The following is a 13873-nucleotide window of genomic DNA, read 5'->3' as shown; positions in this document are numbered from 1 at the left end:
TTACCCCACCAACTACCTGATAGGCCGCGGGCCCATCCTGAAGCGATAGCTTGCAAGCAGAGGCCACCTTTCCCCCTGCCTCTTGTGAGGCAGGGAACTATCCGGTATTAGCCCACCTTTCGGTGGGTTATCCCGGACTTCAGGGCAGGTTACCCACGTGTTACTCACCCGTGCGCCGGTTTACTCGTCTCCCGAAGGAGACTTTCTCCCACGACTTGCATGTGTTAGGCACGCCGCCAGCGTTCGTTCTGAGCCAGGATCAAACTCTCATGTTAAAACATGAAAAGAAAGATTATCTTATCTGGCTAAAACTCTATATCAACCAGGGCTATCTTTCCATCTTGGCTTTTAAAAGACCGTGTCGCTTCCAAGCGACGGAATGAGAATATAATACACTTTGGGGGAAAAGTCAAGGGGAAATTATCAAAAAATCATTTTTTCCAAAAAGCCCATCAGTATAAGGATTTTTAAAAAACAATACCCCGACTTTCAACACAAAAATATTGCTCATTGGGCTTTTTTACCTATAACCGCTCTGAATGGGTCGACCTCGTTGCGCAAAATATAAAGCTCCTCTTCTGTCGGGGGCTTTGTCTGTGTTATATCTTCTGCAACCAAAAGCTCAAAATCGGTATTATTCCTGACATCATCAAGCGTATAACCGGGATGGACAGACTCAACCATCATCCTCTTCGTCTTATCATCAAACCCCAAAACAGCCATGTTGGTGATAACCTTATAAGGCCCTGTGCCCTTTGGTAAACCGGCCCTTTCCCTTTCGCCAGGCCCAGTTAAATACCCGGGGGTTGTGATAAAATCGATGTTGTTGGTAAACCTCCTCTTTGATTGAGGGGTAACAACTATCGTCCTCCACGACATAGAAGCAAAATCATTAGCACCCCCGCTTCCAGGGAATCTAACGGACGGTTTTCTGTAATCCCCTATAACCGTAGAATTTAGGTTGCCATACATATCTATCTGGGCGCCACCCAAAAAACAATAGTCTATTAAACCCCTTTGCAACATCTCCATGGCATCGGCAGTGGATGTGGTCTGTATAGCCTTTCTCATGGTTGTAGAATCACCCACAGACAGCGGCATTGAAGGCAACAGAGGAGCAACAGAACCCGCCTCAAAGGTTATCAATAGATTGGGGGCATACAACTTCTGCGATAGCATGGCCGCAGCACAGGGAACACCCGTTCCAACAGAAACAGAGGCGCCATCCTCAAAAACCCGACTTGCCACACAGATCATCAGCTCCATCTCGTTATAATTCAGGCTATCCATTATAGCCTCCCAAGATCTCGTTCTCCAATTCGATTAGGTGTTGAATCCTTTTAAGGCCGCCGTGGAGATTTATGTAATCAAAGAAATCCTTGCATTGGAATATATTTTTATTCAAGAAATCCTCAAGACCCTCCTGAGTAGAAAAGGCATCAAGCATCTCCCTTAAATGATCAACATCCAAAAAATACTCATAGGGCATGTTAGCAGGATACGAGCCATAAGGCGATTTTACAACGGCATCAACAAGATAGAAGGGTATGGTGGTTCTTTCCGGGTTATCCCTGAAAAAATCGACAGGAACAATCCTCTCTGCTGTTATGATGACCTTCTTTGACGCCTTGGCTATATCCACATCTGCAATCAACACACCCTTTATATAGCTATTACCGTAAATATCCGCCGCATGAACATGTATAACGGCAACATCAGGATAAAGAGCAGGCACAGCCAGGTATTTCATGCCTGTAAAGGGGCATGTAATCTCTTTTGCCGCACTGTAGTTCTGGGTATCTGTGCCAAGCATAGACCGTATGGGCAGATAAGACAAGCCCATAGCTGCAGCCTTATACCTCCAGCCTAATGCCCCGTTTGACCATTCTGTTGTATAAACCTTGCCACTTTCAAAATACCTCCTGATCATTTTGGGTATGCCCAAAGCCTCAAAGGCGATGGCGTAAGAGACATCGGTCTTATCAAACATCTCACCCGCAGCAAGCATGTCTGTGTCCAAATTGGATGTAAAGGCTGCACACTTCAATCCCTTCTTTTTCTGCCTTATCATCTCATGAAGGAAAGCCATAGGTATTCTAACCAACCCAAAACCGCCTATAGCAAGATAATCACCCTCTTTTACAAACCTATCGACGGCATCCTCAAGGGAGGTTAACTTAGACTCCATCTTCTTCGATTTATTTCTAAAAAACTCCCTCATCTCATCGGGATGCCTAAAACCCAACAATTCTCCAATACTCTCCATAAAACACCCCTATAGAGTCGAGACCCAATCACATATTCTATCTATGGCCTCGATCGTATTTGTGCAATATTTGCGCAAGAACCCCTCATTAACATCCTCTTTTTTAGCCGCCTCCAGTGCAACCTCACCATCGAAATCCACATATGCTATCCTCGCTGTCAGCTCATTTGGGGGTCTTCCAAAATCATCCCCAGGTAAAAACGCAACCGACTTTTCATCCAAAATAGCATTGCAGAGCTGCCTGCTTGTATAAATTCCCCTTTTGCTTAGCTTATCCTTCAAATTCGAAAAATCGGGCAGATAGTAAAAGGCCCCGTCTGCAAGCGGTGTCTCTATCCCGACCCTTTTGAAGTTCTCATATATGTAAGACGCCAAAGCCTTTAGTATCCTCCTGCTGCGGTTCAGATAGTCCATTATCTCATCGTCAAACTCAAAGGCCCTTATGGATGCATACTGAATTGGGGCACTGACGGATGTAAATGTTTCGCTGGCAACGGAGGCCATCTTATCGGCAAGCCATGAAAGCTCTCTTGGTATGGCAAATGTCCCAAGCCTCCAGCCGCCGGCACCACACCACTTACTCAGTCCACTGCTGATTATCGTGCCTTCTGGATAAAACTTAGCTATGGAGATGTGCTTGCCTTCATGATGCAGCTCACCGTAAATCTCATCGGAGATGATGATTACACCGTACTTTTGTGCAACTCTTGCAATCTCTTTGAGTTGTTCTTCGCTATATGTCTTGCCCGTCGGGTTGTTTGGATAGTTCAATATCATAACCTTCGATGTGTTGGGGTTGTTTTTGCAGTAATGCTCCAATACATTACCTCTAAGGAGCCAATCGTCCTCTTTCTTTGTCTCAAGCCACGATACCCTTCTGCCCAAAATTTTAGCTTGAGGGGCATAGGAAACCCAACTCGGGGCCGGCAGGAGCAGTTCAGAATACATAACAAGCTGCGCTATAAACATCAGCTCCTTAGAGCCCGGGCCTATGAGAATGTTTTCAACCTCAAATTCGATGCCCTGGGATTTTTGATAGTATTTTTTAATTGCCTCCCTCAACTCATAAAGCCCCTTAACCGGCAGATAGTCCTTGATGTGGGCGTATTTTTTTAGCGCCTCAACAACGGGTGTCGGAACGGGAAAAGGCGACTGCCCAAGGCCAAGCTTGTAAACCTTCTTGCCCTGGGCAATCATCAAATTACTCTTTTCATTTATCTCAAGCGTGGCAGACAAAGGTAAATCCACAACATTCATATTAACACAAACCATACCCCACCCCTTTTTTAGGCAGCCATTGCTGGCTTAGATTTTATCCTCATCTTCTGTTCAAGATACAAAAGACCCATAACGGCAAGGCCGATGAAGTACATATAATACTTCATATCGTTTGGCAGATGAAGCCAGTGCAATATGCCTGCAGGATTGAACAATACCCACGATGCAAACAGGAAGAACGGAATCTCATACCACTTGTTCTTTGTTAAAAACCACCCCTGAAGGGCGCTGGCAAAGGCAAACGAGCCAAGAATAGCCATCACAAATATCATGATTATCTTGGGCCAGCTTGTTATGTTGTGCAATATTAGATCTGGATTAAAGACAAACATAAACGGCAAGATTGCTGTCCTCATATCGTATATGAACCCTTGAACTGCCGTAGGTATGGGGTCAGCATCAGCCAAAGCCGCCGCAGCATAAGCAGCCAACCCCACAGGCGGTGTATCATCGGCTATAATTCCAAAATAGAAGCAGAATAGATGTGCTGCCATCAATGGAACAAAGAACCCGTAATTCTGGGCAATTGTTACAATAACAGGGGCAGTCAGAGAGGCCATAACGATGTAGTTTGCCGTTGTGGGAAGACCCATACCCAAAAGAAGGCTCGCCATAGCCGTTATAATCAGAAGTAAATAGATATTCCCATGGGACATGGCATCGACAAGCTCTGTTATCATACTGCCTATGCCTGTGGCCACAAGACCAACAACAACACCGGCAGAAGCACACGCCAAAGCCACTATAACCATATTCCTTGAGCCGGAAACAAAGGCCTCGGCCGTAAGTTTGAGAGAGTTCTTTATAGCATCAACAAGGCTTATGCCCTCTTTTTTGATCTTTCTAATCTCCTGATAAAGGATGACAAAAACCAGTATTATGATCGTTCTAAAGGCAGACATTGCCGGTGAATGCCTTAAAACCATCAACTCAATAACAAGCCAGGTGATGGGTATCAAATAGTGAAAACCGTTTTTTAGAACCTCTTTAGCTTTAGGCAACTCCTCCTTTGGCAGGCCCTTTAGCCCCAGCTTGCTTGCCTCAAGGTGTGAAACATAGAAAAGGGTTATGTATGCCACTAAAGCGGGGATAAACGCTGCCTTGACAACGGCAATGTATGGCACATTGACATACTCGGCTATAATAAACGCTGCAGCACCCATAATTGGCGGCATAAGCTGACCATTTATACTTGCTGCAACCTCTGTAGCCCCGGCCTTTGTGGCAGGATAGCCCGTTTTTTTCATCAAAGGGATGGTGAATGTTCCTGTTGTGACAACATTGGCAACAGACGAGCCAGAAACAAGTCCAGTCAGACCGCTTGCCACAACAGCCGACTTTGCCGGCCCCCCTTTATACCTTCCAAGGCCTGCAAATGCCAAGTCGATAAAAAACTTACCTGCACCGGCCTTATCCAGCATAGCACCAAGCAAAACAAACAGATAGACAATATTGGTTGAAACCCTTAAAGGTATGCCGAAGATACCCTCTGTGGATAGAGAGAGCTGGCTAACATATTTATCCAGCGTAACACCCTTGTAAGCCAGCAAATCCGGCAGATAAGGCCCCAAAAAGCCGTAAATCGTAAAGAGTATTCCCACGATAGGCAAAGCAGGGCCAACAGCCCTCCTTGTTGCCTCAAACACCATCACAACCAAAGCCAAACCGAAAACAACATCGGTCAAGCTGGGCGAGCCCATGCGCATGGATATGCCGTTCCAGGCAACGGTTATATAAAGAGCTGTGGCAACACCCACGGCCGCAAAGATATAATCTATTACTGGAATCCCTTCCCTCTGAGACAGAAACGGTAAGGCCTTTATTTTCTTCTTCTTAAAAAACGGAACAGACAAGAATATCATTGCCATAGCAAAGGCAAGGTGTATTGATCGGGCGAAAGTGGAATCAAGCGTCCAGACGCTTGCTATCAGAAGCTGGAATATCGCCCAGCTGACACCGACAAACATAACGAGCATATGCTCATATTTGTTGAGTATCCTGACATCGCCGGTATCCTCTTTTATCAGCTCCTCAACAAGCTTTCTTTTTTTCTCATCCATAGAAAAACCCCTTCCACAAAAGGTTTTTGGCAAAAAAAATGGGTGGCAAAAAGCCACCCACAAGGCTAAGTCTATTAAGACTCAATTACTTGATAAGATTCTTCGGTATGTATTTTATTAGACCGCTCTCTTTGTAATACTTCAATGCACCGGGGTGTATAGGAGCCGTTAGACCCTCAAGCATATTCTTCTTTGTAAGAACGGAGAATGCCGGATGGAGCTTCTTGAATGTATCGAGATTCTCGAATACCTCTTTTGTTATAGCATAAACAACATTTTCAGGCTCGTTCTTGCTTGTCACAACAGTGGCCTTAACACCGACAGTCCAAACAACATCCTGTTTGTTAGCAGCCATTGGATAGAACTTCTTTACGAGTATTTTGGCCTTTGCATAGTATGGATGTTCTTTTAGAAGCTTCTCAACAGGCTTACCCGTAATAGGTATAATCCTGACCTTTATCCTTCCGCTTGTTGCTTCTTTGATATTTCCATTGGGGTGTCCCACTGTATAGAAGAAAGCATCAATCCTGCCATCCTGAAGAAGGCCAGGTGCCTCAACGGCCTTAACATACTCAGGCTTAATATCCTTAAGAGAGATACCGAAAGCCTTTAGTATGTCTTTTGAGTTCTGAAGCTGACCAGAACCCGGGTTGCCCAGGTTAACCCTCTTGCCCTTCAAGTCATAAACACTCTTTATACCGCTATCAACAGAAGCAACAAGTGTTATAGACTCAGGATGGAGGGCAAAAACACTCCTTAAGTTCTTTTGAGGACCCTTGTTCTTCCACTCTGCCAAACCGTGCCAAGCCTCATACTGCCTATCGGACTGACAGATTCCAAAATCCAGATCACCACTTAAAACCGCATTGATGTTGTAGACAGAACCACCGGTGGATTCAACAGTCATTTTGATGTGATACTGCTTAAACTTGGCGTTCACCATCTTAGAGATAGCACCGCCAGCAGGATAGTAAACACCTGTGACACCGCCTGTGCCGATCGTAACGAAGGTAACCTTAGCGTTGGCAGTAAAACCAAGAGTAAACATGAACATCAACGCCATCAACCCGTAAACAAACCTCTTCATACACACCTCCCAAAAATTAAATTTCAATTAAAAATCCACAAAATCAACCCTAATCTTTAAAATATACAAAAACCCTTACTCTGTCAATTAAAAAATTTATCTATGGATTAATTTTTGTTTAATTTTTAGAGAGGTGAAATTATTGATTAATATTTATTCTTATTTGGGTATAGCCACATCCACAATCTCTAAATCCAACACCCTTTTTAAATCCTCGGTGGATACCTCAACAAGGAAACCCCTCTGCCCGCCGTTTATCAAAACGGTATCGAACTCAAATATATCCCTCTGGGCAAGGATCCTCATCTTTGTCCTTAAGCCAAAAGGGGATGTGCCGCCAACCCTGTATCCAGAATACCTCTCTGCTCTTTCTATCTTGGCTATACTGACCTTTTTAGTATTCAGCACCCTTGCAAGGTTTTTCAAAGACACCTCATAATCGCCGTTCATTAAAACCACAAAGGGTTTTGAAGAATCATCCTCAAATATAAGCGTTTTTACTATCCTGTGTTCATCAATGCCCAATTGTTTTGAGGGCTCTTCCGTTCCGCCCCGTTCAACATACTTGTAAAAATACGGCTTAAAGGAAACCTTATTGGCCTTTAAAAACCTCAAGGCCTGAGTGGAAGGCAGCTTCTCCTTCTTTGCCATAAACTAAACCCCGTAAAACGATCTATACCATTGGATAAAGTTCTTTATACCTATCTCTGGAGGCGTGTACGGCTTATAACCCAAATCGTCTATCAAGGCGGATACATCGGCATAAGTCGATTCAACATCCCCAGGCTGCATGGGCAAGAGGTTTTTCTTTGCCTTTCTGCCCAACTCCTTTTCTATTATATCTATAAACCTCTCAAGACTCACAGGCGAGTTATTTCCTATGTTATAGATTCTATAGGCAACCCTTGAGCTTGATGGATCGGGGTTTAGACCACTCCAATTGTTATTGGGCGTTGCAGGGTTCTTTATAACCCTAACCACACCCTCAATTATATCGTCTATGTATGTAAAGTCCCTCTCCATTTTGCCGTAATTGTAAACATCTATCGGTTTGTCCTCCAAAATATTCCTAACAAACTTAAACAGAGCCATATCCGGCCTACCCCAGGGGCCGTAAACAGTAAAGAACCGCAAGCCCGTTACCCTCAAGCCATACAAATAGCTATATGTGTGTGCCATCAACTCGTTGGACTTCTTTGTGGCAGCATAAAGGCTTATGGGATGGTCAACATTGTGCTTCTCAGAAAAGGGCTGTTGTTTGTTCAAACCATAGACACTGGAGGATGAGGCAAAGCTCAAATTCTCAACACCAAAATGCCTGCAGGCCTCAAGTATATTCAAAAAACCGTATATATTGCTATCTATATAGGAATAGGGGTTTTTCAAAGAATACCTAACCCCTGCCTGGGCTGCCAAATTACATACAGCATCAAACCCAAAATCTCTAAAGAGGGCATCTATACCCTCCTTATCCTTTAAATCAAGCTTAACAAATATGTAATTGTCGTATTTTGAAGACCTAACGGGCCTTGAATACTCTATCTTAGACTCCTCAATGCCGGCCTCTTCCAATCTTGCATATTTCAACCTCACATCGTAATAGTCGTTGATGTTATCAATACCAACAATCTCAAACCCTTCCTTGGCCAACCTATTTGCTAAATGAAACCCTATAAAACCGGCCGTGCCCGTTATAAGCAGCCTCATCAGCTATCCCCCTTTCTGAAGTCAAACCTAACCCTTACATTGTGTTTTCTCAAGGCATCCAGAAGCGTGGCACTGATCGCTATCTTCATGTATGTCTTAACCGTATACAACACATCATTCTCCTTAAATCTTATAAACAACGGTTTATCGCCTTTATTCCTCTGCAGAATCGTCTTTATTCTCTCGATAGACTCCAAATCCCTCTCGCTTAAAAATACCTCAACCCCTTCTATATAGTCATGGAGCTTGTCGTATTCCACAATATCCCTCACTACAACATTGACCTTCTCTGTTGTGGGATCCAAACTGCCGACAATCACAAGGAGTTTGTTCTTTTCAAACAACTCGCCGTATGCCTCATACAACTTGGGGAACACAGTCGCCTCGAATGTGCCCTTTAAATCCATCAGCTTAACAATGGCCATCGGCTCTTTCTTCTTTGTCTTCATCTTCTTAACGGCCACGGGTATGCCGGCCATTATAACTTCCCTGTTTACGCTATTCAAAGCCGACTCGCTATCAGCCGTAATCACCGCACTTACTATATTTTCATACTTACTCAACGGGTTGGAACTTACAAAGAAACCCAAAAGCTCCCTTTCGTATTCCAAGATCTTCTCCTGCGTCAGCTCCTCGGCATCAACAAGCTCAGGATAACTCTCTTCTTCCTTTGATGCCCCAAACAGAGATATCATCTTCTTGTTGGCCTTCTTTGCCGAAGAAGATACCCAATCAAGCAATATATCAATTGAAGCCAGAAGCGCAGCCCTATTCTTGTGCAACGAATCAAAACACCCGCTCTTTATGAGGCTCTCTAACACCTTTTTATTGACCTTCCTGGTATCAACCCTCTTTAAGAAATCAAAGATGCTTTCAAACCTGCCCCCTTTTCTGACCTCTATGATATTCTCTATCGCTGCATCGCCCACATTCTTGATGGCCGAAAACCCAAACCTGATGACCTTCTTACCGTCTTTTTCTGCCACGGCAAAATCATGGAAACTATCGTTAATATCGGGCGGCAAAACGGTTATTTTCATGCGATTGCACTCTTCAATGTATTTTGCAATGTTGTCTGTGTTGTTCTTTTCGCTTGTGAGCAATGCGCTCATAAAGTATGCAGGATAATGCGCCTTTAAATACGCCGTCTGATAGGCAATATAGGCATAGGCAGCAGAGTGAGACTTGTTAAAACCGTATTCTGCAAACTTGGCCATAAGGTCAAAGATGTATTCTGCTTTATCCTTTGGTATGCCTCTTTCTACTGCCCTTTCAACAAATATAACCCGTTGCTCGTCCATGACCTCTTTCTTCTTTTTACCCATTGCCCTTCGCAATATGTCTGCTTCACCAAGTGAATATCCTGCAAGTTTACTTGCTATCTGCATGACCTGCTCTTGGTATAGGATTATGCCGTATGTGTCTTTGAGTATATCCTCAAGCTCTGGCAGCGGGTATTCAATGGGCTTTTTGCCGTGCTTTCTGTCTATGAAGTCCTGAACCATGCCACTGCCCAAGGGACCAGGTCTATAAAGTGCAACAAGGGCTATTAGGTCTTCAAATACTGTGGGCTTTAAATCCATTATAAGCCTCTGCATACCGGATGACTCAAGCTGAAACACGCCCAATGTATCGCCCCTTTGCAGAAGTTTATAGGTCTTTTCATCATCAAGGGGGATTTTGGATATATCAAAGCCGTTGCCTATGAGTTTGACAGTTGTGTCGATGATGGTAAGATTTTTTAGACCCAAGAAGTCAAATTTGATTAAGCCTATGTCTTCAAGATAATCCTTTGAAAATTGAACGGCTATTGTATCCTCGCCCGGTGCTTTATACAACGGACAGCTTTTATAGATCGGCTCTGTCGATATGACAACACCAGCCGCATGAATGGATGCATGGCGTTTGACACCCTCAAGTGTCTTTGATATTTCAAAAAGCTTTTTTACCTTCTCATCCTTATCTATCTCCTGCTTCAGTTGGGAATTGGATTTTATTGCGCCATCCAAATCCTCTCCATTTGGAATCATCTTCGCAATTTTATCCGCATCTTTATAGGAAAAGCCAAGAACTCGGGCAACATCCCTGACAACGGCCTTTGCACCCATCGTTCCGAATGTTATAACCTGGGCCACATTATACTCCCCATACTTTTCCCTCACATAGTGTATGACCTCATCACGCCTTTCTGCACAAAAGTCCACATCTATATCAGGCATTGTTACCCTTTCTGGGTTCAGGAAGCGCTCAAAGAGCAGGTTGTATTTTATGGGGTCTATGTCTGTTATGCCAATGGAGTATGAGACAAGGCTGCCTGCTGCAGAGCCCCTGCCAGGACCAACGGGTATTCCGTTTCTTTTTGCATAGTTGACAAAGTCCCAAACGATGAGGAAATAGCCTGAGAAGCCCATCTGCTCTATTATGGCAAGCTCATGCTCAAGTCTCTTCTTGTAAAGCTCTTTTTTGTCTTTATCAAAGCCTTGTGTTCTTTTCTCCAATCCCTCATAGGCAAGTCTTCTTAAGAATTCCTTTTCATCTGAGCCGTCTGGTGTCTGATAGTGGGGCGGAGCAAGCTTGCCAAGCTCTAATTCAACATTGCAAATGTCAGCTATTGTCTTGGAGTTATAGACAAACTCGGGGTTGTCTTTGAAAAGCTCAAGCATCTCCTCTTCGGTTTTGAAGTAGAACTCATTTGAGCCCATTCTCATCCTGTCTTCATCGTCTAAGTGCTTGTTTGTCTGAACACACAGGAGCGCATCCTGTGCTATAGCGTCTTCCTTGTTTAGATAGTGGCAGTCGTTTGTTGCAACAATGGGTGTGTCTGTTTCCAAACCCAGCCTTATTATGTCTTTGTCTATCCTTTCTTGGTCTTCAAGGCCGTGTCTCATGATTTCAAGGAAGAAGTTGTCTTTGCCGAATATCTCCTTGTATTCCTGAACAACCTTTTTTGCACCTTCAAAGTCGTTATCCAATAGCCTAAGCTGCACCTCTCCATGCAGGCAGGCACTGCCAGCTATAATGCCCTCTGAGTGCTCCCTCAGTAGGTTTTTGTCTATTCTTGGCTTGTAATAGAAGCCTTTTAAGAAACCCATGCTGCAAAGATACATGAGGTTTTCATAGCCCTTCTTGTTCTTGGCAAGGAGTGTTATGTGATAGTTGCCTTTTACATCTCTATCATCCAAAGTTGTGGGTGATATGTAGCCCTCAAAGCCAAGGATGGGTTTAATGCCATTTGATTTTGCCGTTTTGTAAAACTCCAATGCCCCGAACATGTTGCCGTGGTCTGTGAGGGCAACCGCCTCCATGCCGCTGTTTTTTGCCTTTTCGACCATATACTTTATCCTGCTTGCACCATCAAGCAGGCTGTATTCTGAATGGTTATGCAAATGAACAAAAGCCATCTTACACCTCCAACAAGATCACAACATGATACCACAAATGAGCATACAAATCACCTGACATCTATATGGATCAGACGGGCCCTGAATTTGCCGATTATATGCCACATCTCAATAATCAACGGTATTTTTGGGTCTTTTAAAGAAATCCATGCAACAAGCCTCTTGACCTGCTTTTTCCTTTTCAGTTTACCATCCCTGGTCAATTTGTAAAATGTCAAGGAAACCTTCAACGCCCTCATCTGCCCCTTTTTCCTGCCCAGCGGATCCATGTTTATGGTCTCAATCCCCAAAGGCACAATGGCTATCCTATACAAATGCTTTGAAACCACAACATCCCTAAAATAGGTTTTTTTGAATTTGAATTTATCGCCTAAAAAGAATAGATACACGCTTAAAGGGGAATAGACGCCATTTTTAGATGTTATGGTGTATGTTTTCTGCTCCTTGTTCTTCTCATATACAACATGAGCCAAAGTGGTATTATCAAATCGCACATCAACCCTCTTTGTCGATTTAGGCGCCTCCTGATAGCTTTTGTAAAACACGCTCGTTTTGCGTCTGTAGTCGAACACATCCTCTATCCTTATATCGAACCTATAAAAGAGCCTTACTATAGAAACCGTACTGCCTTCAAAATCCAACCTATATGTGGAGTTGTCCTTTCTTACATCAAGAGTCCCATATCCTGCCGTAAGACCGCTAAAATCAAACTTATATTTAGCATCAAAAGAGTTAAAGCCAAAGGCGTTAACAGCAAAAAACAAAAATATAACAACAAATAATCTATACATACTAAACCTCCTTTGCAGTTGAGTTTTACACAATTTTCAAGAATAACTCAAACTCTTATCGCTCTTGCCTTTAGAAGAACATTTTATTAGAATAACACTTCAAAAAGGGGGGTATACCATGAGAAACCTGATAGCAGTAGCCACAGGCAAGGACAAAAGGTCTATATGGAAGGGGCACTTTGGCATGTCGCCGTTTTACAGTATTTTTGATAACGACGGCAATCTCATAGAGCAGAAGGAAAACCCCTATGCAAAAGGGGATAAACACCACGACGATCCAAATCTTATAGTAAATCTCTTAGATAATGTATATCTATTTATAGCCCACAACATGGGGAAAAAATCAAGGGAAAAGCTGACAAAGGAGTTGGGCATAAAGTCTCTTTTGGTGGATACAGAGGATATATACAGCGCGATAGATTACTTCCTTCAGGCAAGGAAAAACATAGATGTATTTGAAGAGTGCACCCAAAAGTATGAGGAGTGGTTCGATAAATACTCCGCCATATACGAAAGCGAGCTAAACATGCTAAAATCCATAACGCCTAAATTCGAAAGGGCTTTGGAGATAGGTGTTGGCAGCGGAAGGTTTGCAGCGCCGCTGGGCATCAAAGAGGGTATCGAGCCGTCTGAGAAGATGGCGCAGATAGCAAAACAAAGGGGCATAAAGGTATATCCAGGGTTTGCAGAAAACCTCCCATTCATGGATGAGGAGTACGATTTCATACTCATAGCTGTGACGATATGTTTTGTGAAGGATCCAAAGAAAACGCTCAAGGAGGCCTATAGGGTTCTAAAGAAGGGCGGTAAGATAATCGTGGCTATAGTGGATAAGGCAAGCGCAATAGGTAAGGAGTATCTCAACAAGAAGGAAAAGGGGAGATTTTACAGATATGTAACATTTTTCTCTGCTGAGGAGTTGCAGAATATACTCAAAGAAACCGGCTTTGAGATAGAAAACACCTATCAGACACTGTTCGGCAGAAGCATAAAGGAGATAGACAAACCCCAAGATTTTAAAGAAGGATACGGTGAGGGGGGATTCGTCGCCGTATTGGCAACAAAATAGATGGATTGGATTATAAAAAAGGCTTTTGATAATACCATAACCACACTGCTAAGCCTCATAGCAATATCGGTTATAATCGTGGGGATGGCTGTGTGGTTCTATCTGCCTTTTACCGTCCTGTCTATAAAGAAGGAGATTAAAAGAATACGACAGGTTTTAGATGAATTTAAAAAAATTAGGCTTGACTAACAAAAAAAGTTGCATATAATCCTTA

11 protein-coding genes and 1 rRNA gene (1 of these 12 running past the window's edge) are annotated in these 13873 nt (G+C 43.4%); 2 read left to right on the top strand and 10 right to left on the bottom strand.

The genetic code is table 11. From position 1 onward, the window contains the following. From D891_RS0102395 to D891_RS0102345, 10 genes are all read right to left on the bottom strand, one after another. Window positions 1-275 (bottom strand): 16S ribosomal RNA (locus D891_RS0102395) (it extends 1384 nt beyond the left edge of the window). A gap of 232 nt (window positions 276-507) precedes the next feature. Continuing rightward, window positions 508-1290, bottom strand: a complete 783-nt coding sequence (locus D891_RS0102385) for a CoA-transferase subunit beta (protein WP_025209448.1) — start codon at window positions 1288-1290, stop codon at window positions 508-510. Further along, the gene (locus D891_RS0102380; RefSeq protein ID WP_025209447.1) at window positions 1283-2266 is read right to left on the bottom strand and encodes a CoA transferase subunit A; all 984 of its coding nucleotides are present in this window, start codon (window positions 2264-2266) and stop codon (window positions 1283-1285) included. The genes D891_RS0102385 and D891_RS0102380 overlap by 8 nt, the downstream gene beginning before the upstream one ends. 9 nt (window positions 2267-2275) lie before the next feature. After that, the gene (locus D891_RS0102375) at window positions 2276-3538 is read right to left on the bottom strand and encodes a pyridoxal phosphate-dependent aminotransferase (RefSeq protein WP_025209446.1); all 1263 of its coding nucleotides are present in this window, start codon (window positions 3536-3538) and stop codon (window positions 2276-2278) included. A gap of 14 nt (window positions 3539-3552) precedes the next feature. Then, complete coding sequence (locus D891_RS0102370) at window positions 3553-5604, bottom strand: TRAP transporter permease (protein ID WP_025209445.1); 2052 nt, start codon at window positions 5602-5604, stop codon at window positions 3553-3555. A gap of 85 nt (window positions 5605-5689) precedes the next feature. After that, the gene (locus tag D891_RS0102365; protein ID WP_025209444.1) at window positions 5690-6691 is read right to left on the bottom strand and encodes a TAXI family TRAP transporter solute-binding subunit; all 1002 of its coding nucleotides are present in this window, start codon (window positions 6689-6691) and stop codon (window positions 5690-5692) included. A gap of 159 nt (window positions 6692-6850) precedes the next feature. Continuing rightward, window positions 6851-7342 carry a YbaK/EbsC family protein gene (locus D891_RS0102360; protein ID WP_025209443.1) on the bottom strand — a complete coding sequence of 164 codons (492 nt, stop codon included), beginning with the start codon at window positions 7340-7342 and terminating at the stop codon, window positions 6851-6853. A 3-nt stretch (window positions 7343-7345) separates the two neighbouring features. Further along, window positions 7346-8398, bottom strand: a complete 1053-nt coding sequence (locus tag D891_RS0102355) for an NAD-dependent epimerase (RefSeq protein ID WP_025209442.1) — start codon at window positions 8396-8398, stop codon at window positions 7346-7348. Next, on the bottom strand, window positions 8398-11799 hold the full coding sequence (dnaE, locus tag D891_RS0102350; protein WP_025209441.1) for a DNA polymerase III subunit alpha: 3402 nt from the start codon (window positions 11797-11799) through the stop codon (window positions 8398-8400). The genes D891_RS0102355 and dnaE overlap by 1 nt, the downstream gene beginning before the upstream one ends. Before the next feature lie 50 nt (window positions 11800-11849). Continuing rightward, window positions 11850-12590: a DUF3108 domain-containing protein gene (locus D891_RS0102345; protein ID WP_025209440.1), complete on the bottom strand. Its 741-nt coding sequence runs from the start codon at window positions 12588-12590 to the stop codon at window positions 11850-11852. A gap of 118 nt (window positions 12591-12708) precedes the next feature. On the opposite strand from D891_RS0102345, the gene D891_RS0102340 reads away from it, so the two are divergent. Both D891_RS0102340 and D891_RS0102335 read left to right on the top strand, forming a co-directional pair. Then, window positions 12709-13659 carry a methyltransferase domain-containing protein gene (locus tag D891_RS0102340; RefSeq protein WP_198014770.1) on the top strand — a complete coding sequence of 317 codons (951 nt, stop codon included), beginning with the start codon at window positions 12709-12711 and terminating at the stop codon, window positions 13657-13659. After that, window positions 13660-13848: a hypothetical protein gene (locus tag D891_RS0102335; protein WP_025209438.1), complete on the top strand. Its 189-nt coding sequence runs from the start codon at window positions 13660-13662 to the stop codon at window positions 13846-13848. The last annotated feature ends 25 nt before the right edge of the window (window positions 13849-13873 follow it).

It is taken from the genome of Hippea sp. KM1, assembly GCF_000526195.1.
Classification (GTDB): Bacteria; Campylobacterota_A; Desulfurellia; order Desulfurellales; family Hippeaceae; genus Hippea.
This window is presented reverse-complemented; position numbering and strand designations above follow the sequence as displayed.

Coding starts and splice junctions, on each gene's coding strand:
- D891_RS0102385 (WP_025209448.1), bottom strand. CDS start 1,290: ATGGATAGCCTGAATTATAACGAGATGGAGCTGATGATCTGTGTGGCA.
- D891_RS0102380 (WP_025209447.1), bottom strand. CDS start 2,266: ATGGAGAGTATTGGAGAATTGTTGGGTTTTAGGCATCCCGATGAGATG.
- D891_RS0102375 (WP_025209446.1), bottom strand. CDS start 3,538: ATGGTTTGTGTTAATATGAATGTTGTGGATTTACCTTTGTCTGCCACG.
- D891_RS0102370 (WP_025209445.1), bottom strand. CDS start 5,604: ATGGATGAGAAAAAAAGAAAGCTTGTTGAGGAGCTGATAAAAGAGGAT.
- D891_RS0102365 (WP_025209444.1), bottom strand. CDS start 6,691: ATGAAGAGGTTTGTTTACGGGTTGATGGCGTTGATGTTCATGTTTACT.
- D891_RS0102360 (WP_025209443.1), bottom strand. CDS start 7,342: ATGGCAAAGAAGGAGAAGCTGCCTTCCACTCAGGCCTTGAGGTTTTTA.
- D891_RS0102355 (WP_025209442.1), bottom strand. CDS start 8,398: ATGAGGCTGCTTATAACGGGCACGGCCGGTTTTATAGGGTTTCATTTA.
- dnaE (WP_025209441.1), bottom strand. CDS start 11,799: ATGGCTTTTGTTCATTTGCATAACCATTCAGAATACAGCCTGCTTGAT.
- D891_RS0102345 (WP_025209440.1), bottom strand. CDS start 12,590: ATGTATAGATTATTTGTTGTTATATTTTTGTTTTTTGCTGTTAACGCC.
- D891_RS0102340 (WP_198014770.1), top strand. CDS start 12,709: ATGAGAAACCTGATAGCAGTAGCCACAGGCAAGGACAAAAGGTCTATA.
- D891_RS0102335 (WP_025209438.1), top strand. CDS start 13,660: ATGGATTGGATTATAAAAAAGGCTTTTGATAATACCATAACCACACTG.